The 23270-nt window shown below is 46.8% G+C and carries 20 protein-coding genes; 14 read left to right on the forward strand and 6 right to left on the reverse strand.

Annotation, left to right across the window (positions count from 1 at the left end; all coding sequences use genetic code 11):
* Nucleotides 1-102: 102 nt before the first annotated feature.
* Nucleotides 103-498, forward strand: coding sequence for a DUF134 domain-containing protein (locus LI015_RS12880; protein WP_002568130.1), 396 nt, complete (start codon nucleotides 103-105; stop codon nucleotides 496-498).
* Complete coding sequence (locus tag LI015_RS12885; RefSeq protein ID WP_002568129.1) at nucleotides 476-868, forward strand: NifB/NifX family molybdenum-iron cluster-binding protein; 393 nt, start codon at nucleotides 476-478, stop codon at nucleotides 866-868. Before LI015_RS12880 ends, LI015_RS12885 begins: the two co-directional genes overlap by 23 nt.
* A 123-nt stretch (nucleotides 869-991) precedes the next feature.
* Here LI015_RS12885 and LI015_RS12890 read toward each other — a convergent pair whose 3' ends face one another.
* The 6 genes from LI015_RS12890 to LI015_RS12915 form a co-directional block, all read right to left on the reverse strand.
* On the reverse strand, nucleotides 992-3262 hold the full coding sequence (locus tag LI015_RS12890) for a glycoside hydrolase family 2 protein (RefSeq protein ID WP_227125282.1): 2271 nt from the start codon (nucleotides 3260-3262) through the stop codon (nucleotides 992-994).
* Nucleotides 3263-3275: 13 nt separating this feature from the next.
* Nucleotides 3276-4106, reverse strand: a complete 831-nt coding sequence (locus LI015_RS12895) for a carbohydrate ABC transporter permease (protein ID WP_227125284.1) — start codon at nucleotides 4104-4106, stop codon at nucleotides 3276-3278.
* On the reverse strand, nucleotides 4096-4995 hold the full coding sequence (locus tag LI015_RS12900; RefSeq protein WP_002568126.1) for a carbohydrate ABC transporter permease: 900 nt from the start codon (nucleotides 4993-4995) through the stop codon (nucleotides 4096-4098). Before LI015_RS12900 ends, LI015_RS12895 begins: the two co-directional genes overlap by 11 nt.
* A gap of 10 nt (nucleotides 4996-5005) precedes the next feature.
* On the reverse strand, nucleotides 5006-6421 hold the full coding sequence (locus tag LI015_RS12905) for an ABC transporter substrate-binding protein (protein WP_117625607.1): 1416 nt from the start codon (nucleotides 6419-6421) through the stop codon (nucleotides 5006-5008).
* A gap of 79 nt (nucleotides 6422-6500) precedes the next feature.
* A complete protein-coding gene (locus tag LI015_RS12910) occupies nucleotides 6501-8069 on the reverse strand; it encodes a response regulator transcription factor (protein WP_118017429.1) in 1569 nt (522 codons plus the stop codon).
* 17 nt (nucleotides 8070-8086) lie between these two features.
* The gene (locus LI015_RS12915; RefSeq protein ID WP_227125287.1) at nucleotides 8087-10018 is read right to left on the reverse strand and encodes a sensor histidine kinase; all 1932 of its coding nucleotides are present in this window, start codon (nucleotides 10016-10018) and stop codon (nucleotides 8087-8089) included.
* A 376-nt stretch (nucleotides 10019-10394) separates the two neighbouring features.
* On the opposite strand from LI015_RS12915, the gene LI015_RS12920 reads away from it, so the two are divergent.
* The 12 genes from LI015_RS12920 (at nucleotide 10395) to LI015_RS12975 (ending at nucleotide 23243) form a co-directional block, all read left to right on the forward strand.
* Nucleotides 10395-11381 (forward strand): LacI family DNA-binding transcriptional regulator, encoded by a 987-nt coding sequence (locus LI015_RS12920; RefSeq protein WP_227125289.1) that lies wholly within the window; start codon nucleotides 10395-10397, stop codon nucleotides 11379-11381.
* Nucleotides 11382-11446: 65 nt separating this feature from the next.
* A complete protein-coding gene (aroE, locus tag LI015_RS12925) occupies nucleotides 11447-12295 on the forward strand; it encodes a shikimate dehydrogenase (RefSeq protein WP_227125291.1) in 849 nt (282 codons plus the stop codon).
* 21 nt (nucleotides 12296-12316) lie between these two features.
* Entirely contained in the window at nucleotides 12317-13561 is a 1245-nt protein-coding gene (locus tag LI015_RS12930) for an ABC transporter substrate-binding protein (protein WP_117565547.1), read from the forward strand.
* A gap of 23 nt (nucleotides 13562-13584) precedes the next feature.
* Complete coding sequence (locus LI015_RS12935) at nucleotides 13585-14460, forward strand: branched-chain amino acid ABC transporter permease (RefSeq protein ID WP_002589537.1); 876 nt, start codon at nucleotides 13585-13587, stop codon at nucleotides 14458-14460.
* Between the two features lie 14 nt (nucleotides 14461-14474).
* Nucleotides 14475-15494 carry a branched-chain amino acid ABC transporter permease gene (locus LI015_RS12940; RefSeq protein WP_227125293.1) on the forward strand — a complete coding sequence of 340 codons (1020 nt, stop codon included), beginning with the start codon at nucleotides 14475-14477 and terminating at the stop codon, nucleotides 15492-15494.
* Nucleotides 15472-16233: an ABC transporter ATP-binding protein gene (locus LI015_RS12945; protein WP_002589539.1), complete on the forward strand. Its 762-nt coding sequence runs from the start codon at nucleotides 15472-15474 to the stop codon at nucleotides 16231-16233. Before LI015_RS12940 ends, LI015_RS12945 begins: the two co-directional genes overlap by 23 nt.
* A gap of 5 nt (nucleotides 16234-16238) precedes the next feature.
* The gene (locus LI015_RS12950) at nucleotides 16239-16958 is read left to right on the forward strand and encodes an ABC transporter ATP-binding protein (protein WP_330628615.1); all 720 of its coding nucleotides are present in this window, start codon (nucleotides 16239-16241) and stop codon (nucleotides 16956-16958) included.
* A gap of 27 nt (nucleotides 16959-16985) precedes the next feature.
* Nucleotides 16986-18080, forward strand: coding sequence for a uroporphyrinogen decarboxylase family protein (locus LI015_RS12955; protein ID WP_054354098.1), 1095 nt, complete (start codon nucleotides 16986-16988; stop codon nucleotides 18078-18080).
* A 152-nt stretch (nucleotides 18081-18232) separates the two neighbouring features.
* Nucleotides 18233-18994 (forward strand): DeoR/GlpR family DNA-binding transcription regulator, encoded by a 762-nt coding sequence (locus tag LI015_RS12960; protein WP_227125295.1) that lies wholly within the window; start codon nucleotides 18233-18235, stop codon nucleotides 18992-18994.
* A gap of 206 nt (nucleotides 18995-19200) precedes the next feature.
* Complete coding sequence (locus LI015_RS12965) at nucleotides 19201-21570, forward strand: glycyl radical protein (RefSeq protein ID WP_227125297.1); 2370 nt, start codon at nucleotides 19201-19203, stop codon at nucleotides 21568-21570.
* 55 nt (nucleotides 21571-21625) lie between these two features.
* A complete protein-coding gene (locus tag LI015_RS12970) occupies nucleotides 21626-22537 on the forward strand; it encodes a glycyl-radical enzyme activating protein (RefSeq protein WP_227125299.1) in 912 nt (303 codons plus the stop codon).
* Nucleotides 22538-22565: 28 nt separating this feature from the next.
* Nucleotides 22566-23243: a fructose-6-phosphate aldolase gene (locus tag LI015_RS12975; RefSeq protein WP_227125301.1), complete on the forward strand. Its 678-nt coding sequence runs from the start codon at nucleotides 22566-22568 to the stop codon at nucleotides 23241-23243.
* Nucleotides 23244-23270: the final 27 nt, after the last annotated feature.

Consider the following 23270-nt stretch of genomic DNA (forward strand, 5'->3'; position numbering starts at 1 on the left):
GGGACCGAAAGGTAAAAAAGATATTGACATATGTCATAAACTGCCCTATAATTATTGACATAAGTCAAAAACAAAGTGAGACAGCGGAGAAGGAGAAGGCATATGGCGCGACCGTACAAAGCCAGAAGAATCTGTTCCGTGCCAGCCATAGACACCTTTGGTCCTTTGAACCAGGAGATGGATAGTGCGGTGGAGCTGACATTGGAGGAATATGAGACCATACGGCTCATTGACTGGCTGGACTGCACCCAGGAACAGTGCGCAGACCAGATGGGGGTGGCCAGGACCACGGTCCAGGCAGTGTATAATTCAGCCAGGAAAAAGCTGGCGGACTGTCTGGTCAATGGAAAAAGGCTGGAAATCCGGGGAGGCAACTACCAGCTGTGTCCGGACGGAGGAAACTGCTGCGGGAAGAACTGCGAAAAACGCGGGTGCCGCAGACGCCGCTGTAATAACAAACCAGGAGGAGATTGTAATGAAGATTGCTGTAACATATGAAAACGGACAGGTATTCCAGCATTTTGGCCATACAGAGGAGTTCAAGGTATATGACACAGAGGATAAGAAAATCCTGTCCTCTCAGGTAGTGGGAACCGGCGGAAGCGGCCATGAAGCTCTGGCTGTATTTTTGAAAAATTTGGGAGTAAAGGTGCTGATATGCGGAGGAATCGGCGGCGGCGCCAGGACAGCCCTGTCCCAGGCAGGAATTGAACTGTATCCGGGCGCGTCCGGGGATGCGGACCAGGCAGTGGAGGCCCTGTTAAACGGCAGCCTGGATTATGATCCGAATACCATGTGCAGCCATCACCATGAGGGCGGCGAGCATAACTGCCATGGACACGGCCACAGCTGCGGGGGACATAATTAATAATAAGGAAAAGCAACAGAAAACCAGAAAAAACCAGGCCCGCATGAACACGGTATATAAAACAGTGTTCATGCGGGCCTGACATATCTTAACTGCTAAGATATCTTAAACGGTCATGATATCTTAACCCACCTCCATATCAGATTTTACCACATCTATTTTCACACATTTCTTCTCTACCGTCGTGTCTGTCAGCCGGATGTGAACTTCTGCTGTTTCAGCATTTCCTGAGAAGCTCTGGGGATTTGTCTTAACCCAGAAAGCAGCGTAGCCGCCCCTTACAGGAATGGCTGAGGGGCCGATTACCTGGATTGGGCCATTGTTTTCCACCTGGATGATGCCGGGGAAATACACCAGGGTAGTGGAAACACGGTCCGTAACCCTGCATACCACACGGGTGGCATCTGTATAATCCCCATAAAGCCTGGTGTCGTCAGCAGTGACCTCCATATCGTGGAGGCTGGAGTCGCGAAGGAATTTCTTTTGGATGACAGCCTTGCCTTTGTAATACCCGGTGATGGATCCGTCCTGCCACAAATCCTGCCACACGCCGATTTCCTCCTCGATTTCAATGGGCGGATGTTCCAGGCCTATATACCGGTTATCCGGGTAATAGCGGACCGGGGGCTTACCATACATTTCCACTTCGATGTAATCACAGTTGGTAAGGACCATAAACGGGGACACCAGCCGGTTGCCCTTATTATCACCCCTGGAAAATTCCGTGGTGGGCTCCATCACGATTTCCTGTTCCGGGTTCTTCTGGCTGCGCAGCACATAGGCAGCGTATTTTGGAATGCGGAACATGTCCATGACGCCGTGGTAACAGATCTTATCGCCTGAACCGTAATCCGCATGTGTATTGTAGTCAAAGGCGCACCAGCCGATGATTCCCAGAAGGTCCTTTGACAGGTTGGAGTGACTGTATACCCTGGCATAGGCCCTGGCGTGGGTGGTGCGTTTGTCCGCACTGTCCCAGAGCTTGGTGGGAAATGCCGTCCCGGAGAATTCGGTAATCATAAAGGGCACAGGGTATTCCAGGCCCGTGGCCTCCCGGCGGCCCTTGAACAGCTTTGTGCCGTCCGGATTGCAGTCTGAGTAGGTAAAATCATTTAAGGAGTACACGTCCTCCAAAAGATGGCTGTTGGTGATGTAGCGCACGCCTGTGGTGGGCCGTGAGGAATCCAGCTTATGGGCCAGGGCGTTGGCCCTGGTATACAGTTCGTCGTCATCCAGGGACTCATTGATATGTATGCTCCAGATGAAGATACCCGGGTGGTTGTACTGGGTCAGAATCATGGACTCCACATCCTGCATCATCACCTTTTTAAATTCTTCCCCGCCTATGTGGCCCCAGCCCGGTATCTCTGAGAACACCAGAAGCCCAATCTCATCGCAGCGGTCCAGGAAATACTCGGACTGCATATAGTGGGAAGTGCGGACCGTGTTGGCATTGAGGTAATTCTTCAGAATGTCCGCATCCTTTTCCTGTGCCCGCCTGCCCATGGCATAGCCCACATAGGGGAAGGACTGGTGGCGGTTCAGGCCCATTATCTTGATTTTCCTGTTGTTAATGAAGAGGCCCTCCGGTGTGCAGGCTACTGTGCGGAAACCCGTTCTCACATGGTGCCTGTCCAGCACGCGTCCGCCCGATTCAAGGGTTATATCCACCGTGTAGAGGTAAGGGGTGTCCGGATCCCACAGAATGGGGGACGGGACGCATTGTGGCTCTAAGATAATACTGCTTTTGCCCGGGGTGGCCTGGATGCATCTTTTGTAGGAAGCCACAATGGCGCCCTCTTTGTCCTTCAGGCAGATATCCGCTGTCAGGGAGCATTCAGGGCCGCTGTTATCCAGGAACAGTTCAGGCTTCAGGATGGCATTTTTGTTCTCCAGGTCATAGCGGATTAAGGCGCGTTCCACAAAGACCTGGCTGCAGCAGTAAAGCCAGACATCCCTGTAAATGCCGCCGTAGGTCATATAATCAATGGCGTATCCAAAGGGTGGGATGTCCTCCCGCTCATGGCTGTCCACCCGCAGTACTATCCGGTTTGGGCCTTCCTTGCATAGACCGGTAATGTCAAACATGCTTTTTGAGTAGCCGCCCTTGTGCTCACCTGCCCTCTGGCCATTGACAAAGAGCTCAAAATAGGTCATGACGCCGTCAAATACAAGTATGATTCTGTTCTCCAGCATCCGGGAGGTGACGGAGAGCAGTTTCACATAGGTGCTTATCATGGCTGTCTCCTGGTGGCTGAAGTAGCTTAAGGGGAGCTCCTTTACTGTATGGGGCAGGTTCACATCTGAGCAGCGGTCAGAATCCTCTGTCAGGAGGTTTTCCTCAAAATAGTCGTAAAATTTCCAGTTCAGGTTCCATAAAACAGGTTTGTCCATAATTCATCTCCTTTTATTCTTTAACGGCGCCTGCCGTGATTCCTTCTATGATGTACTTCTGGAAAAAGACATACAGAAGCACGGTGGGAAGGGCCACCACGATGATTCCGGCGGCAAGCAGGGGCCAGGAATTCTGCTGTGCGCCCGCATAGCGCATCAGGAAAGTGGTCAGGGTCTTGTTCTGGTTTTTGGGCATGTACAGATAGGGAATGTACATGTCGTTTACAATGGACACGGTCTTGATAATGACAAGGGTGGCCGTGGCCGGTGTCAGCAGCGGAAAGATAATCTGGGCGAATATCCTGAAATAACCGCAGCCGTCCAGCATGGCGCTTTCGTCCAGTGAAACTGATATGCCGCTTATAAACTGCCGGTAAATATAGAGCTGCATCAGGTTGGCTGCAATGTATATGACGATGGGGGCGCCTAATGTATTGTAGAGCCCCATGCCCCGGATAACCTGGAACCTGGCAATCTCCACGATATTGGTGGGGACCATCATGGACAGGTAAAACAGGATATAGATGATTTTCTTAAAGCGGAACTCAAAGCGTTCCAGGCAATAGGCAGTGATTGAGCCCACCAGGACATTGAAGAAAATGCTGACGGCAACAATCTTGATGGTATTGGTAAAGGCCCTGACAAGGTACCGCTCCTTGAATACGCTCAGGTAGTTGTTAAGGGTCATGTCACTGGCTGAAATCCACAGCGGGGACTGGGTGTCCAGGCTTCCCGGAATCTTCAGGGAGCTTATGATGGTCACCAGAAGGGGCAGGAATACCATGAGAACCAGGATGAGAGAAACAGCATATTTCCCTGCCAGGGATATTTTTTTACGCGCCATGCTGATCCCTCCTTCTCAGACGGTTGGTTATGAAGCGCTGGGCAATCTGTACACATACAATCATGAATATCATGATGACAGCCATGGAGGATGCCATTCCGAAGTTATTGTATTTAAAGGCCGTGTCAATGGTGTAGATGGAAAATGTGTTGGACGCCCCGTTTGGCCCGCCAGCGGTCATGATGTAAGGAATATCAAACATCTGCAGGCTGCCATTGATGACATCAAAGAGCATGAAGTCAATGACGGTACGGATGGCCGGAAGCTGGATGTATCTCAGGCGCTGCCATGCATTGGCGCCGTCTACCACGGCAGCCTCCATCATATCCTTTGGCACCGAGGAAAGGCCGGCCATGAACAGGACAATGTGAAAGCCCATATACCGCCAGATGGACACGGAGGCCAGCACATAATTCACGATTTTGGGGTCGGACAGCCAGTTATGAATCAGGCCTTCCATACCCAGCCTGGTCAGGATATAGTTGAATCCGCCTTCCACAGGCGAGAAAAAGTAGGAAAAGGAGTAGGAGATACCCACGCCGTTGATGATAAAAGGGAGAAAAATGATGGCCTTGACAAAACCGGACCCTTTAAACCTGCTGGAGAGCATAACTGCCAGAACCAGCTCCACAGGCATCATGATTCCATGTATGAGAAGATACGTTAAATTGTTGCGGAAAGCCTGCCAGAATTCCGGGGATTTGAAAAAGAGCTGTGTGTAATTGTCAAACCCTGCAAGGGACCGTACCGAGGAAACTCCGTCCCATTCCAGGAAGCTCATATGGATGAGCTCCCAGAATGGATAAACCACAAATACACATAACAGAATGACCGGAACTGCCAGGGACAGGCTTAAAAAGGTAAGTCTTTTTCGGTTGAGCCTGTTCATGCCTGTCCTCCTATTTAAGGCCCAGTTTGGTTCTTGCTTCCGCCCAGGTCTGGTTCAGCTCTTCACAGCGCTTTGCATAATCAAAGCCGTCTGTCAGCATCTCCACGCCCAGCTGTTTGCAGTCAAACTTGGTCTCGGATACCATGTTGATAAAGTCGCTGCCGCCGGCCCCATAGGTCACGAATTTAACCTCGGGCTGAAGTTCGGATGCAGTCTGAAGCACAGGATCCAGCTCCTTGGCATAGGGAGTCATGGTGCTGTCGCTGCTGATGGAGGCAATATAATCCGGATACCAGGCCTCGCTGAAGTAGAATTCTAAGAATGCTTTGGCTACCTCGGGGTTTTCAGAATTGTTGGTGACCGTTAAGAAGCAGTCGCCCTGGGTCACAAGGTTGAATTCATCCTGGCTGCTGTCACGAAATGGCAGGTAGAAGGTGGACATACCGGCAGTGTCGTAGCCGTCAGCCTTATATGCGGTGAGGAACATGGGGCTGTTTAGGGTCATGGCGCCTTTTTTCTTTGCAAAGAGAGCGCGGCTCTGGTCGTATGTGATACCCAGAGGATCTTTTCCCAGCACGCCCTTCTGGAACAGGTCGTAAATCTTGCCGTAAACCGTGTGGATATCCGTACCCTCTGCAAAGGGCGCGTCCTCGGTTGTCATGGCATCCCAGTAATAACCGTTTCCGCTCTGTGCGGCAGGACCATACTCCATCAGGGGATAAGTGGGCCATGCATCCTTTGCGCCCATGCAGATTGCGCCGAAGTCAGGGTCCTGGGGACCGAAATGTTCCTGGAGCTTTTCGCTGGCCTCCACGAACTCATCCCAGGTTTCAGGAACCTCAACTCCTGCCTCATCAAACATGTCTGTCCAGTAATACACATAATCACTTGCCTTGCGGTCCGGTATGCCCAGGACCTTGCCGTCCACCGCATACTCAGAGGCAATCTGGTTATTTTTATTGGCTTCTGTATCCGTCAGGTCTGCCAGGTACTCGGAGTACTGGTTCATGCTGTCGGATTTATGGAACATAAGGTCAGGAAGCTCAGATGCAGAGGAGCGGATTTTCATGGAATTAAAATACTCCGGTTCCGCATTGAACTCTTCGATGTCGATTTCCACATTTGGATAGAGCTCCTGGAACCGTCCTTCCATGTCCAGTTCCTCAAAGGTTTTGGCAGCCGCCACGTCCCAGGTGGCCAGGGTCAGGGTACAGGAGATGTTCCTGTCTGCCCCGGCGGCTTTGCTGGTGTCCTCACTGCCGGAGTCCCTGCTGCCGGAATCTGCACTGCCGGAATCCTTACCCGTGTCTGCCTGATTCTTTGCGCTGTCCGCTGCCTGGGAACCGTTGGGGGTGCTGCTGCAGCCCGTGGCTGCCAGGGCAGCCGTAAGAGCCACTGCGCCTAACAAAAATCTTTTCTTTCTCATAGCTTCCTCCTTTGTGATTGCTTTTGTCAGATTCAGTGTAACAATTCTGATGGATGAAAACAATGAAAAAAGGTTCGATTCACTGTACAATGGTACGGCTCTGTTTCCGGTAGGAGGATGGACTCACCCCCTCCTGGGCGGAAAATACCCGCACGAAGTATTCCACGCTGTTGTAGCCCACTGCCTCGCTTATTTCCTTAAGCTTCATGCTGGTTTCTTTTAGCATGGTCTTGGCGTGGTGTATGCGCAGATGTTTCATATAGCTGGAAAAGGACATACCCATTTTGCGGCTGAAAAGCGTGCTGAAATATTTTTCGCTGAAGCCTGCTTCCGATGCCACTTCATAGAGCGTCAGATCGGGTTTATAGTAGTGGCTGTCGATATAATTAATGGCCCGGGATATCTCGTCCGGGAAATCGAATTGATAGTGGAACTGTACGTAGCGTTTCATGTCGCTGAGAAAATTTACGGTCCATATACACACTTCCTGGCTGGTCTTTAGGCCGGATATTTCTTCCAGAAGACTGGTGCTGTATACATAGTCCGTATCCTCCAGCTGGTGGACCAGGGAGGCAGCAATATGATAGGCCAGATAGAGGGCCAGAAGGCCTGCCTGCCGTACAGGGGATTCCTGTATGCGCGCCAAAAGAAGGGAGCGGGCAGACTCGAAGCTCACTGTGTTATTGGATTTTAGGGCCTGGATGATTTCACGGAATTCATCCTCCCGGGCCATTGCTTCCAGGGGAGAAAAGCGGGAATAGTCAAGGGAAGAAAACAGGTTCTGGGATTTCATGACGTATTTCATGGTCAGGTTCATGGTGGCTTCTGCTAACTTCTCCTCAAAGGCAGAAGGCCCAAGGGCCAGGCTGCTCACTGCTGCGGATGCATCCACGTTCATGTAGTTCTTCCAGGCATTGAGCAGACGCCGGCAGACACGCAAGAGGCCTTCCAGGGCCTGGTCCTGGTTGTCCTGGGGGCCTGTCTCATAGACCATAACCAGATTGGTCACATGGTCCGGCACGATAACGCCGTGGTTTGCAACCTGTGAAATCTGGCCGGCCAGGTTAAGCAGGGAGACATGAAAGTTTTTGTCAAAATCGTTTCCAAAATTTCTCCTGATTTCCTGATACCTCTGGATTGAGAAATAGACCATATAATATCGCTCAGGAAGCCCTGCTGCCTCCGGCTCAAGCTCCCCGCACAGCAGCTGGGCCAGCAGCTGTTTCCTGTCTTTCACATGTTCGGCGCCTGAAGTCTGAGTCCTGCCCTTTTGCGACAGAAGCTGCTTCATGTTGGTCAGATGCCGTTTCAGCATTTCCTCATGGATTTCCCGTTTCAGGCAGTAATCATAGATTCCCAGTTTAAAGGCCTGGCGAACATAGGGGAAATCATTGTATGCGCTGAGAACCAGGATTTCCGGCTGGGTATGGAATTCCTTTACCCGGCGTATCAGCTCCAGGCCGTCTATCACCGGCATCTGGATATCCGTAATCAGGATATCCACCGGATGCTGCTCCAGATAGGCCAGGGCCTCACGGCCGTTAGATACGCAGCCAGCCAGTTTGAGCTCCATCTCATCCCAGTCAATCATGGAACTCAGCATCATCCTTACAATTGCTTCATCATCAGCTATCAATACTGTGTACATGGCCCTCATCCTTTGCTTTATTCGTCCTCTGTTGTATTTGTTATGACAGGCAGGGTCAGCGTGACCCTGGTATAGACTCCTGGCTTTGAGTCAATAGAGACACCGTACAGGGGGCCGAAATTAAGCTTCAGGCGCCTGTCCGTGTTGCTCACGCCGATGGTACGGCGGTGTGTGGGTTCCGGGCGGCTGGCAGCCTCTGCGCAGGGGGGTGATTCGGGGCTTTTCAAAGAGCCCGGAGTGTCCATGCTTTCCGGTTTTGCCATGTATTCGGGATGTCCCGGAGCCAGCGGATTTCCAAGGATTTGCTGGATGGTGTCCTGATCCATACCTTTGCCGTTGTCTGTAATCTCAAAGACCAGGCTTCCTTCCTGAATGGTTCCTTTGACGGTTATCCTTCCCAGGCGGTCCCCCAGGTTGTCAAAACCGTGGGTGATGCAGTTCTCAACAATGGGCTGCAGAATCAGCTTGGGAACTTTGCAGTCCAGAATCCCGGGACCTAAATTTATGTCCACCTCAAAACTGTCCATGTAGCGGAACTGCATGATATAGATATAGCTCTCCAACACAGACTGTTCATCCCTGACTGTATAGAAGCCCCCGTCCCGGTTTAACACCGCCGCAAGGATATTCTCCAGAGCCACCACCATATCCTGCATGCCGGTATAGTGGGCGGAGATAGCCATAAATTTTAAGGTGTTCAGCGTGTTCATGAGAAAATGGGGATTCATCTGGGACTGGAGGGTATGGAGTTCCTCCTGGTATTTTTCCTTTTCCACCTGCTCCTTGTCATGAATCAGCTCCTTAATCTGCTCCACCATGTTGTTGAAGGTGGAAATCATCCGGGCGATGTCCTGCTGCCTGCACATTTCCACCCGGGTGTCCAGGTTGCGGTGCTCTACCTGCCTCATGCCCTCTGTCAGATGGCCCAGCGGAATCAGCAGCCGGTTCATGTACCATTTGAAATAGAAAATGAACATCAGCACCACGCACAGGATGACCGCCATACTGATAAGTGAGAACAGGGTAAACTGCCCGAACAGGGAAGTCTCATTGACCGCGCTGACCAGATAATATCCGGGTTCGGGCAGCGGCAGAATCATATAGCGTATGCCGCGGTATGAAATCTGCTGCTGGGTGCTGGCGGCAAAATGGTTATTTGAAGCAGGAGGATTGCCGGCTGCTGGCTGGCCTGAGGCAGCCAGGTCTGCTGCGGTTTGACGGATTTTTTCGGTGACAGCAGACGGAAGCCGGGTCTTCTGGCCGGGGTCAGCCACAATGCTTCCCTGGCTGTTGATGAGACAGATGGTTCCCATCCTTCCGTTTTTGTTATAGTTTTTAATGGCATCCGGTATCTTCGAAACCCGGTACAGGACAATGCACTCAGCTTCCGTATCCTCTCTGGGAGCATAGGCGGATATCTCCAGAATTTCCTGGGAAGAACGGATGCGGTAAAAATAGTCCTCTTCCACCAGGGAGGTGTGGACCAGACCGGGCTGTCTGAGAGCCGTCTGATACCATTCCTTTTGGCGGAGTTCCTCCACGCTGTAGCGCATCTCACCCTTGGGGATGATGGCAGTGCCGTCTTTGCGGTAAATATGGATGTCCAGAATTTTATACTCAGGTGCGGCCAGCATCTGATACATGGTATATAGCTGCTCCATGGCCTGTTCCTGTCTTTGTGTATCATAACCTGACGCATCCTGTATGGTGGTGCCCCCGTTCATATTGACCACCCGAGACAGGGCCAGGGCCGAGCCGCGGGTCTCTTCTTTGTATAATTCCAGCACTGCCTGCTGGGTCACGGTCACGGACTCCGTAGCGGCGCGGTAGATGTATCTTCCCGCCAACAAAAACACCATGCCTAAGATAATCATGACGGGGAAGACAATCATACAGACATAGCTGATAACAACGTCTTTGATTAGGCTGCTTTTGAATATTGGTTTCATGGTTTTACCTCTTGTGTGTGCTGTTTAAATAATAGCATGATTTGGGAGGTCAATACAAGAATATGTTAAAAGTGAGATGGGGATATACACTTCATTTTGTTGAAGCTGTTAATGATATGCAGGAAATAGGGGTTAGAACAAATACAATTTTTTGAAAAGCAGGGAGAAAAGATGTGTGCAAAAATATTAGAAAAATAAATTAAAATATAAAAAAATTAAAATAATTGCTCAAAAGAATAGGAGGGGGAGATAAAAAAACAAATAATATGCAATATTTAAAAAGCATTATCACATTATTATTGACAAATAGTACAAAATATGATTTAATCAAGTTAAACGATTACGTAATCGATTAACCAAAAAAGGGGAGTAGAATATGAAAGCGACGATTAAAGATGTAGCGCACAGCGCCGGAGTATCTACTGCAACTGTCTCACATGTATTTAACAATACAAGATATGTCTCCAGTGAGATAGTGGACAGGGTAAAAAAGGCTGCAGATGAATTGGGATATATTCCTAATAATCTTGCAAAGAGCCTGAGAAGCAATGAGAGTAAAAAGATTGGGCTGCTGGTTCCCAATATCTCCAACTACTTTTCTGTGGATATTATCAGCGATATCAATGAAGTACTCAGTGAGAAGGGGTACCAGGTCATACTTGGATATTCCTATGAAAATGTATCCACTGAAAAGGAACAAATGGACCTCTTCTTCCAGGAACAGGTGGATGGCGTCATAATGTTTCCAGCACCAGGAGATCATTCCTATCTGAACGGAACCAAACGGAGGGTGCCCATTGTTCTGATTGACCGGAAAGCCGATGGTCTGGAAGCGGATTGCGTGACTGGTAATAATGAAGAGGCAGTCTATGATGCTGTAAGCCAGATGATAAAGGCAGGGCATAAGAGAATCGGAATTTTAAAAGGACAGTCAGGCATTTCAAATACCGAGGACCGTCTCCGGGGATACATACGGGCGCTGAAGGAACATGGTCTTGAGATAGATTCGGAATTAATCAAAGAAGGGGAGTCAGATGCTGTCATCGCTTATGAGGAGACAGAGAGGCTGATAAAAGACCGCACTATGACCGCTCTTTTAATCTGTAATGGCAATATGCAGATCGGAGTGATGAAGTGTCTTATGGAGCATCAAATTAAGGTTCCGGAAGAACTCGCTTTAGTCGGGATTGGAGACAATGCCTGGACGGAAATTACCAACCCTCCATTGACGGTATTGCGTCATCCTGTGGATGAAATGTGCCATCTGGCTGCAGAGCTTTTAGTTGGGAGGATTAAAAATGGCGGGACTGATTATAAAGAGTATCAGCTTAAAATGCAGATGATTAAACGCAAATCATTTTAGAGTATTAAAACGTGCATCACTTAACTTTGCTAAATAAATATGACCTTGTTTGGAGGATTATGCATATGAAAACATGTTTCAGACAGAGACTGACAGGAGCCCTGGGATACCCCATTGATGAGAATCCGTCACCGGAAATGTATGAGGCAGGATATAAAGCTTTAGGAATACCATGGCGTTATCAGCTGATGGAGGTTAAGCCTGAAAATTTGAAAGCTGCCCTGGAGGGAATCCGGGCATTAGGATTCGAGGGGGTGAATCTGACCATACCCCACAAGATTGCAGCGGTGGCTTATATGGACCGCCTGTCGGAAAGCGCAAGACTCATAGGTGCCATAAATACGGTGATTAACAGAGATGGAGAACTGATAGGGGATAATACGGATGGTAAAGGATTCGTCATTGGAATGGAAAAGAGGGGGGTGTCCCTGGAGGGGAAACGTATTGTCCTGTTAGGAGCAGGCGGCGCGGCCAGAGCGATTGCGGTTGAGTGTGCCCTGGCCGGTGCAAAGGAACTGACAGTAGCGGCTAGAAAAGAGGAGCCGGGAAAGGAGCTCTGCAGAGTTATCCGGAATATGGATTGCTGCAAGTCTTCATTTATCAAATGGGTGCCGGGGCTCCAAATTCCGGATTGCGATATATTAATAAATGCTACGAATTCAGGGCTGTATCCGGATTCGGGGTGTCCTGATATCTGTTATGAGAATATAAAGGAAGGGATGATTGTACAGGATATTATTACAAACCCGGCAGAAACATTATTTCTAAAAAAGGCTAAAGAAAAGGGAGCATTGACCTTTGATGGACTTAGTATGCTTGTGTATCAGGGGGCCTTGGCCGCTCAGATGTGGTCTGGGGAGCTGCCACCGGCAGAGGCGATGTACAAAGCGTTGGAACAGATATTTAAATCATGATAAAAGAGATGAAGGAGGATTATGATGTTGAAGAGAAGGATGCTGGCGTTGATGTTAAGTGTGGTCTGCTGCGGTGGAGCTATTTTAGCCGGATGCAGCCAGAATCAGGGAGCGGGGACCTCGGATGCGGTAACCAGTGCTGGTGGAAAAACGGGAAATGATGTCCAGGAAGGAACCGGTGCGGATTCAGGAGGAGATACTGCCGGCAAGAATAAACTGGCCTATTTCTTTCCGCTGACAGGGGATAATATGCAGTATGGAGAGATGCTTATGAGGGGCTCTGAGCTTGCGGTGGAATTGTTTAATAAGGAAAATGGAACTGATTATATTACGGAATTCAATGATGATAAAGGGGATGCGACAGAAGCCGTAAATGTAGCCAATAAAATCGTGTCCGACTCATCAGTGATAGCAGGCTTAGGAAGCTATGCATCCTCCTGCGCCATGGCAGCAGCACCTATTTTTGAATCAAACAAGCTGTTGCTGGTAAGTCCGGCAGCATCGCATACGGATTTTCCGGGCATGGGAGAGTTTATGTTTTCCTGTGTCATGAGCCAGAAATATGAAGGTTCTGAATTTGCCAAGGAATTATATAAGATTACAGGCGGTAAGAAGCTGGCTATCATCTATCAGAATACGGACCAGGGAGTTCTGGCAACAGATTTATTTGCAAATGAGTGGGAAAACCTGGGAGGAGAGGTGGTTGCTAAAGAGGCCTTTATTACAGGCTCTACCAAGGACTTCACACCTATATTATCAAATGTGAAAAATAAAGGAGCTGAAATTATATATGCAAGTGCGGCTTATAATGAAGCTTCTCAAATATTTATTCAGGCGAAAAGCCTTGATATCAGCGCACAGCTTGTGGGGCCGGGAATGTGCCTTAAAAAGGAACTGTTGGATATTGTGGGAGATAAAGCGGATGGAGCTTTAATACTCAGCAGCATACCTTATTTTTCAGATAATGTAGAAGATACAGAAGGACTGGACGATAAGACCAGGACATTTATCACTGCTTTCAAGGAAAAATATGGAGAGGTTCCGGACGGATTTGCTGCCCAGGCATTTGATACTACCAATATTCTGTTAGACTGTATCAAAAAGGTGGGGACTGACAGCGAAGCGCTGCGCCAGGAGATTGCCTCCATCCGGGAATTCAATGGGGTATCTGGTTACAACATGGCATTTAATGAAAGCAAAGAAATGATAAAGGGTATTTATGTGTACGAGTTAAAAGACGGGGACTTTGTGAGAGTAGACCAATAGCCTTTGGCGGATAGGAGAAGAGTATGTTTTTGCAGCAATTGATAAATGGACTGACAATTGGCAGTACATATGCTCTGGTAGCCATTGGATTTTCAATGGTATTCGGTGTGATCAAACTGACCAACTTTGCCAATGGTTCGCTGTACATGCTGGGAGCTTATCTGTCCCTTATGCTCTACCTTCTGACTGGTAACTTTGTGGTGGCATTCTTGCTGAGCTTGATTCTGACCGGAACAGCAGGATATTGTCTGGAGCGGTTTGCGCTGCGGTACCTGAGGAAAAAGCATGCGCCTAATCTTTCGGCTTTAATCACCACTCTGGGTATGTCAATGATCATGGATAATTTTGTCATGCTGTTTTTCGGAAGTGAGACGAAATCTTTTCCAAACAAACTGGATTTGGGGCGATTTTATATAGGAAATGCAGTAGTGAGCTGGACACAGGTCATTATATTGGCAGTAGCTTTCATTCTCATGACAGTTTTGTCACTGATTGTGTATAAAACAAAGTTGGGAAAGGCTATGCTCAGTACAAGTCAAAATATGGAGGCAGCCAAATTGATGGGTGTGAATATAAACGGAGTTATATCCTTTACGTTTATATGCAGCGGGGTGCTGGCCTGCATATCAGGTACTATGGTTGGTATGTACTACCAGGCAATTGATTCTACTATGGGTGCCATGATTGGTATGAAGATATTCGCGTCAGCTATTCTGGGTGGAGTGGGTGTGCTGCCAGGCGCTGTGGTGGGTGGACTTTGCATGGGAGTTATTGAAACAATTGTAGCTGGGTATATGAGTTCCGGATACCGGGATGCCATTGCGTTCACTGTTTTGATTGTGATTTTGCTATTCCGTCCTGTGGGATTGTTTGGCAAGAAACAGATTAATAAAGTGTAGAAGGGAGAAGCGGAATGTTAGAAAAATTCAGTTGTATTCTGATTCGTTATAAGTACCCACTTATGGGAATGACGCTTGTCCTGGCAGTTGTATTTCCATTTCTGTTCAAATCACAATATGTTATCAGAATCGCTACAATCGCATTGATGTATGTAATTCTGGCGTTGAGCCTTAATATGCTCAGCGGAATGCTGGGGCAGATGTCCTTTGGCCATGCGGCTTTCTTTGGAATCGGTGCATATACAGCGGCTATCCTCTGCACAAAAATGGGGCTGCCATCCCAGGTGACACTACCGGCAGCAGTTCTTATGTCTGGCCTTTTCGGTGTTTTTCTGGGTATGCCTGTACTGAGATTAAATGGTTACTATTTTACCATTGTCACTATGGTGTTCTGCGAGATTATCCGAATTGTGGAGCTGAACTGGATGAGCGTCACCAGGGGACCTCTGGGTATTATGGCTATCAAGAAACCGGAATTCTTTGGATTTGAGATTAAGTCTCAAACACAATTATACCTGTTCATTCTGGCTTGTGTGATTGTATGCGGTGTGATTGTCCATAATATCATGAACTCCAGGATCGGAAATGCAGTATTGGCAATAAGGGATGATGAGCTGGCTGCTGAATCCATGGGAATCCATGTATTCAAATACAAGGTGATGATCTTTGTGATTTCTTCCATGATGGCAGGGCTGGCAGGAGCGTTTTACGCACAGTATACAGGATATATTGACCCTACGAATTTTGCCTCCACAAAATCCAATGAAATGTTGGTCATGGTCATATTCGGCGGTTTGGGAAGCACCTTCGGAAGCTTTTTAGGTGCCATTGTCCTGTCGGTTATACCGGAACTGCTGAGAAGTTTTTCGCTGTACCGGCAGCTGATTTATGGTGTGCTTTTGGTAGTGCTCATGCTGGTAAGGCCCCAGGGGTTATTCGGCGCCGTGAACTTTAAGTATATCAGTCAGAGAATGGCATGGAAGGCTGATTCAGATACAGGAGGGGATGGCCATGAGTCAGGTGTTAAATGTTAAGAATCTAACTCAGCGCTTTGGAGGGCTGGTAGCTCTGGAACATGTGGATATGTGTGTCAATGAGGGAGAGATTGTTGGAATCATTGGACCTAATGGAGCAGGCAAATCTACGCTGTTTAACTGTATCACCGGTATCTATAATCCCACTGAGGGACGAGTGGAGATGCTGGGAAAGGATATAACGGGATGGAAACCATATAAAGTTACAGAGCTGGGATTTGCCAGAACTTTTCAAAATATAAGACTTTTCCGCAGAATGACGGTCCTTGACAATGTACTCATCGGGATGCATACCAGAACAAAGACAAATCTCCTTACTGCCATATTCAATACCAGGGCAAAGAGAAAGGAGATGGAGGAATGTGAAAAGAAGGCAGTTGATCTGCTGCGGCTGTTCGAACTGCAGGACTTAAGATATGAAATGGCAACCAGCCTGCCTTATGGGTCACAGCGGGACCTGGAGATAGCCAGGGCTTTGGCCAGTAACCCCAGACTCCTTTTGCTGGATGAACCCGCAGCCGGTATGAACGAGTCTGAGACGGAAACCTTGAGGTTGACTATTGGAGAACTGAAACGTCAGGGATACACCGTACTTCTAATTGAGCATGATATGAAGTTTGTCATGAATATCTGTGAACGTATTTATGTATTAGATAACGGAAGACTGATTGGAAGCGGAACGCCCTCAGAGGTAAAGGCAAATCCCGCAGTTGTGGAAGCTTATCTGGGAAAGGAGTGATTGTGATGCCTTTGTTGGAGTTGAAGAATGTAAGTGTTAATTATGGCAGCATTCGGGCATTAAAGGGGATAAATCTGACGGTTGATAAAGGTGAAATCATCACTCTGATAGGAGCCAACGGAGCAGGAAAAAGTACAATCATGAAAACTATCATGGGCCTAAAACGATGCGACCAGGGGACGATTACGTTTAATGGAGATAATATCACCAACAAAGATACCCGGGTTATTGTACATAAACGGATTATCCTGTCACCTGAAGGACGCCAGATATTTCCTGAATTTACGGTTAAGGATAATCTGTTGATGGGAGCGTATTCCAGATCCGATTCCACAGTTAAGACAAGTATGGGACTTGTCTATGACCTGTTTCCAAAACTAAAGGATCGTGAGAGTCAGGTGGCCGGAACGCTTTCGGGCGGTGAACAGCAGATGCTGGCCCTCGGAAGGGCGATGATGGGACAGCCTGAACTGCTGCTTTTGGATGAGCCTTCCCTGGGGCTTGCACCTCTTATAATTAACGAGATTTTCAGGGAAATAAAGCGGATTAACGAGCTGGGTACCACCATTTTGTTGGTGGAACAGAATGCCAAAGTAGCATTAAAACATTCACACAGAGCCTATGTATTGGAGACAGGTAAGGTTGTATTGTCTGATACGGCTCAGGCGCTGCTTGAATCAGATAAAGTTCAACAGGCTTATTTCGGAGGCCTTGTTGAGGAATAAATATATTATATTAACAGGAGGTAAGTTATGATTACACATACTCAGAGGCTGAAAGCAGTAAAGGAAGGACGGATTCTGGACCGTCCTGCGTATACAGCATGGGGGCCGCACATGAGCTTGGTTGACAGAAATGTAAAGGATTTTACGGAGGCTACAATTGCATACCAGAACAGCTACCAATTTGATTTTATCAAACTTATGTCAAATGGAATGTATTTTACAGAAGATTTTGGGCAGAAGATAAAGCCTGCAGCACATATTATGGATGATACCTGGCTTAATGTAACGGTGAATGCGGTAAACGATCCTCATGAATGGGCAAGGCTGAAGGCTCCGGATGTAAAAAAAGGTGCTCTTGGCAGAGAGGTCGAGGCATGTAAACGGATATGTGACCATTTTCAGGGAGAGGTGCCGGTTCTGCCTACTATATTCAGCCCATTTATATGGATGGGGGAAATGACAGGCGGTTATTTCCGACAGGAAACGATTGTGTCCCACTTTATACATTCGGAGAAATACTGCAGGCCAGCTCTTGAGATGATCGCGGAGACGAATGAAAAGCTTATGGAAGCTTTTCTGGATGCGGGAGCATCAGGATTCTTTTTTGGATATCAGTGTGGAATGGCTAAGCTGATGGGGAAAGAAATGTTTGAGGAATTTGGCAAGAAATATGATATACGAAATATTGAGGCGGTTAAGAACAGGACATGGTTTAACATGGCTCATGTGTGTCATGGGGATGCAGCCACTTCAGAGTGGTTCCTGGATTATCCGGTAGACGCCTTTAATTGGTCAGATCAAGATCCGGCCATGCATTCCATTGGTGAGATGAGAAATCTGACGGATAAAGTGCTGGTAGGCGGATTAAAGCATGCTAACGAGTTTGGGTACAGGGATCCGGCTGCCCGTTATCTTCCGTCAGATGATTTCAAAGGAGATGACAGGGAAATTGTAAAGGCCCATATTAAAGAGAAGGTTTGTGATGCCCTGAGACAGGGAGGACCAAAAACTGTTATATCCGGCGGATGCGGATGGGGGGAAGGTTCCCTGCCAAGATTCAGTCTATGGAGAGAAGTAATGGAGGAAGTTGGACAGGAAATGGGCGGCGCTGGGTCTGTTTAATTATAAGGGTTAGTTAAACGTTTAAATGAAACGTCATTGTAAATTCGAATATTACTTTTATTGTGTATAAACCATTTACAGGAATATTTCTGTGCACAACAATAAGAAATATGATATAATTGTGAAAAAGTAATAAACGGGGGCAATGATATATGTTTGCAGAAGAACGGCATGAACAGATTGTGGCACTTGTTAATCGGAATGGCTCTGTGCGTGTAAAGGAACTCAGTGAGTTATTTCAGATTACAGAGGACAGCATACGCAAGGATTTGACTATCCTTGAAAGAAAAGGTTTGCTTAAAAAGACATATGGAGGAGCCATGAGGAAAAGAGTTAATCTCCATGATCTGAATGTGTCACAGAGAAAGGACAGAAACACGCAAGCAAAGCAGATGATTGCCTCTAAGGCAATGAAGCTGATTAAAGATGATGATATGGTGTTTCTGGATATTTCGACCGCAAATCTGGAATTAGCCAGACTTATCGTGAAATCAACGTTAAATATTATCGTGGTCACCAATATGGTGGATATCATGCTGGAATTTATGGTACCTACTGTATCAAGGCTTATAATGCTGGGAGGTTCCTTTAGCAGTGGAAGAGATGGTTTTACGGGGAGTCTTACAGACAGACAGCTTGAAGATTTTCGGTTTGATCTTGCATTTATGGGAGCAGTTGGTGTTGATGTCTTTGATAACAGTGTCTCCACCTATATGGTGGAGGATGGGATTACCAAAAGAGCGGCCCTGAACAGGAGCAAAGCTGCATACATGATGTTGGAAACCAGGAAATTTAATGCAGATGGAACATATAAATATGCAGGACTTGATAATTTTTCAGGGGCCATCTTGGAGAGTGCGCCGCCCTCCGATATAGAGGAGAAGTTAATAGAATATAATTTTGAATGGCTGTAAATTATAGAAGGAAACATGCTTTTGTCTTGATGGCAGAAGCATGTTTTTTAAATAATGATAACAAACAATAAATAATAATAATAAATATATATTAAATAATAAAAATATTGACAGAACAGGTAATAAAGAATATACTGAAAACAGAATAAACAGGATAAAAAAATAATAAATAATAATAATGCGGAGAATTGGCAGGGGCGGCGAATATGAAAAATCTGATTATGAGTACTCGCATATGTATTTTAAAAGAAAAAGTATTAACGGAGCCAAGGTATGTGTCCATTGAACAGGCTAAGATTATTACAGATACATACAAAGCAAATGAGGGTAAGCCAAGAATACTTACGCGTGCCCTGGCATTAAAGGCAGCATTGGAGCAGATGGAGATTCATGCAGAACCGGAAGAACTGGTTGTGGGGAATCGGACAGAGGGAGTCAGACAAGGTGTTGTCTTTCCTGAGAGCGGCATTTCTTGGATTGACCAGGAATTTGAAAGCCTCCCGGGCAGGGCCCAGGATCCCTTTCAAGTCCGGCAGGAGGATATTGCATATTTTCGGGAAGTGATTAAGCCATATTGGAAGGGGAAGTCACTGGAAAATGTGCTAAGGCAGCGCTGCGGCAGTGAGATTGACCGCATAGCAAAAGTCGTGAAAATCAATCAGAAGGATCATGCCCAGGGGCATATCTGTCCGGATTGCAGCAAATGGCTTCATAAAGGGCCTGCTGGAATCAGGCAGGAGGCAGACCAATGTCTTAAAACGGCCGTAGGAGAACAAAAGATTTTTTATGAAAGTGTTTCCATTGTGATGACAGGAGCCATTCATTTCATGGGGCGGTATCAGATGCTTTTGGAGCAGATGGCACAGGGCTTGAATGTGTCTTATAGTATCCCGTCTCACAGAAAAACAGAACTTCTGGAACTGGCCCGTATTTGTGGCAGAATTTCTGAACAGCCTCCGGAAACGTTTCATGAGGCTGTTCAATCACTATGGTTCCTGTTTGTAATTCTGCATATGGAATCCAATGCCTCTTCATTTTCGCCGGGAAGATTGGATGAACTGTTATGGGAATATTATGATAAGGACAGGAGAGAAGGTCGCCTTGACAGGCAAAGAGCATTGGAAATCATAGAATGCCTGTGGATTAAGTTTAATGAGATTGTTTATATGAGGAACAGAAACAGTGCAAAATACTTTGCAGGATTTCCAATTGGCTTTAATGTTGCGGTGGGGGGTCAGGATAAAGAGGGGAGGGATTTTGTCAATGAGCTGTCTTTTCTGATGCTGAAAGCCCAGGAGCATTTGGGAATGCCGCAGCCCAATTTGTCCGTAAGACTTCATCGGAAAACAGGAGATGAATTATTAAAACAGGCTGTAAGGGTAGTTGCTAAGGGAAGCGGAATGCCGCAGTTTTTTAATGATGAAGCAGTGATCCCTGCCCTTAAAGGAATTGGTATAGAAGAAAAGGATGCTATGGATTATGCTATTGTAGGATGTGTGGAGCTGACCACTCAGGGTAATAATTTGGGGTGGAGCGATGCAGCTATGTTTAATCTGAACAAGGTTCTGGAACTGGCATTGACAGGAGGCAGGTGTCTGCTGACTGGAAAGCAGATGGCTCCGTATTATGGAGATTTACGGCATTATAGAACATTCCAGGAACTTGAAGATGTATTTTTAAAATATCTTGAAGAATATATAGATTTAATGGTAAAGGTCTGTGAAGATGTGGAGAAGGCTCATATGGAACTTCTTCCCACACCCTTCCTTTCCGCTGTTATCAATGGATGCATTGAAAAGGGTATGGATGTAACCGCAGGGGGGGCTTGCTATAATTTCTCGGGTATTCAGATGATTCAGGTTGCTAATCTGGCAGACAGCCTGGCAGCACTTAAGAAGCTTGTATATGATGAGCGCAGGATAACGGCGGCGGAGCTTTTAGAAGCCCTTTATTCAGATTTTAAGGGATGGGAAACCATGCGTGCCATTTTATTATATAAAGCGCCTAAATATGGAAATGATGTGGAGTGGGTGGACCGGATGGGAGCTAAATGGGCTGAGCGATTCAGAGACCGTTTATCCAGGTATAGAAATTACAGAGGAGGAACATACCATACTGGTATGTACACTGTATCAGCCCATGTTCCTATGGGAGAGAATGTGGGGGCTTCGCCAGATGGAAGGCATGCAGGTACACCGTTGGCTGATGGAGGCATGTCGCCTGTGTATGGACGGGATACCCAGGGCCCAACGGCAGTACTTAAATCTGTTTCCAGGCTGGATAAAAGTCTGACCAGCAACGGCGGATTGCTGAACATGAAATTTTTGCCGGAATTTTTTGAAACAGAGCAGGGCGTGGATCAGTTTGCCCGGTTTCTTAGAACCTTTGTTGATTTAGAGATACCACATATACAGTTTAATGTTGTACGCAGAGAAGATTTGATATCGGCAAAGGAAAAACCGGAACAGTATCACAGCCTCACAGTGAGGGTGGCTGGTTATACTGCGTATTTTACAGAACTGGCAGAGGAATTACAGGATGAAATAATTGCAAGAACCAGTTATGCAGGTATATGATGGGCATGTTAATCAGTGAAAGAAAACAGGGGAGGGAATTGGCAGGAGGAGAATCATGAATGAAAATACAGGAACTATATTTGATATCCGCCGTTTTTCCACTCACGATGGGGAAGGTATTCGTACCACTGTATTTTTAAAAGGATGCCCTCTATCATGTGTATGGTGCCATAATCCTGAAGGAATCAGCACAAGGGTTAGGCCTATCTATTTCTCAAACAGGTGTATTGGATGCGGAACCTGCTGCCGGTTTGCGGAGCATGGGGGCATCGTAAAGGAAGGGAATCAGATAAGGCTTGATGCCACTAGGAAGGAGGACTGGGAGTACATCATAGAAGAGTGCCCGTCAGGTGCAATCCGGTGGGATAGTATAGTCATGACTGTCAGTCAGGCGGCGGAAGCCGTTATGAAGGATGCCCCATTTTACCGGTATGGGGGAGGGGTAACCCTTTCAGGAGGAGAACCGTTGAGCCAACCGGATTTTCTGATTCCGTTTCTCAAAGAAATGAGAAAAAGAAAGGTACATACAGCAATAGAGAGTGCTTTATATGTAGATACAGAGATTCTTGAATCTGTAATTCCATTGGTGGATTTGATTTATGCTGATTTTAAGATATTTGATTCAAAAACACATAAAAAATACACAGGTGTGTGTAATGAACGTATCAAAGGCCATATCCGTCTGCTGTTGGAAGGTGAGAAGAGGGATAGTGTGATTATTCGCACACCCATGATCCCGGGACTTACCACAAGCCGGGAAAATATTGCAGGTATCAGCAGTTTCATATCGGGGATCTACAAAGGGGTTTTTTATGAACTGTTGAACTATAATCCATTGGCGGAAGCAAAGTATCAGCTTGTGGATAAAGCCTATTGTTTCAAGAATAATCCTCAGGCATATTCTCGCCAGGAACTGGAGAAAAAGAAGGAGATTGCCAGGGCTAACGGAGTGATAAATGTGATATAACCATAAAAAGGATGAAAGGACAAGAAATATGAAAATTTTAATTGATGATGCAGATTTGGAAAAGATACGGGAAATATACGGTGTTTATTCTGTAGACGGCGTTACCACCAATCCCACAATACTTGCAAAAACCAGAAAACCGCCCTTTGAAATCTTAAAAGGAATTCGGGAATACATAGGTCAGGAAGCAGAACTTCATGTGCAGGTTGTTGCGGGCTATGCAGAAGGAATGCTTGAGGATGCCCGCAGAATTTTAAAGGAATTGGGCGAGAATACATATATTAAAGTTCCTGTTACAAGAGAAGGGCTTAAGGCAATAAAGGCACTGAAGATGGAAGGGGTGAATGTGACAGCCACTGCTGTCTATACCCGTATGCAGGCTTTCCTGGCAGGCAAAGCTGGAGCCGATTATACGGCACCCTATGTGAACCGTATAGATAATCTGGGTGCAGATGGATTGAAAACAGCTAAAGATATTCATGATATTTTCAAAAGAAATGGTATGAGGACAGAAGTACTTGCAGCCAGTTTTAAGAATTCACAGCAGATATTGGAATTGTGCGAGTATGGAGTTGGTGCTTCTACTATTGCACCGGACATTATGGAGGGGATGATAAAAAATGAATGTGTAACGGCCGCCGTAGAACGGTTTGTTTCTGATTTTGAGCAATTGTGCGGAACGGGAAAGACAATGTCAGATTGCTAGGAAGTTTTATGCACACGCTGGCGCATC

It is taken from the genome of Enterocloster sp. 210928-DFI.2.20, from assembly GCF_020554465.1.
Taxonomy (GTDB): domain Bacteria; phylum Bacillota; class Clostridia; order Lachnospirales; family Lachnospiraceae; genus Enterocloster; species Enterocloster bolteae.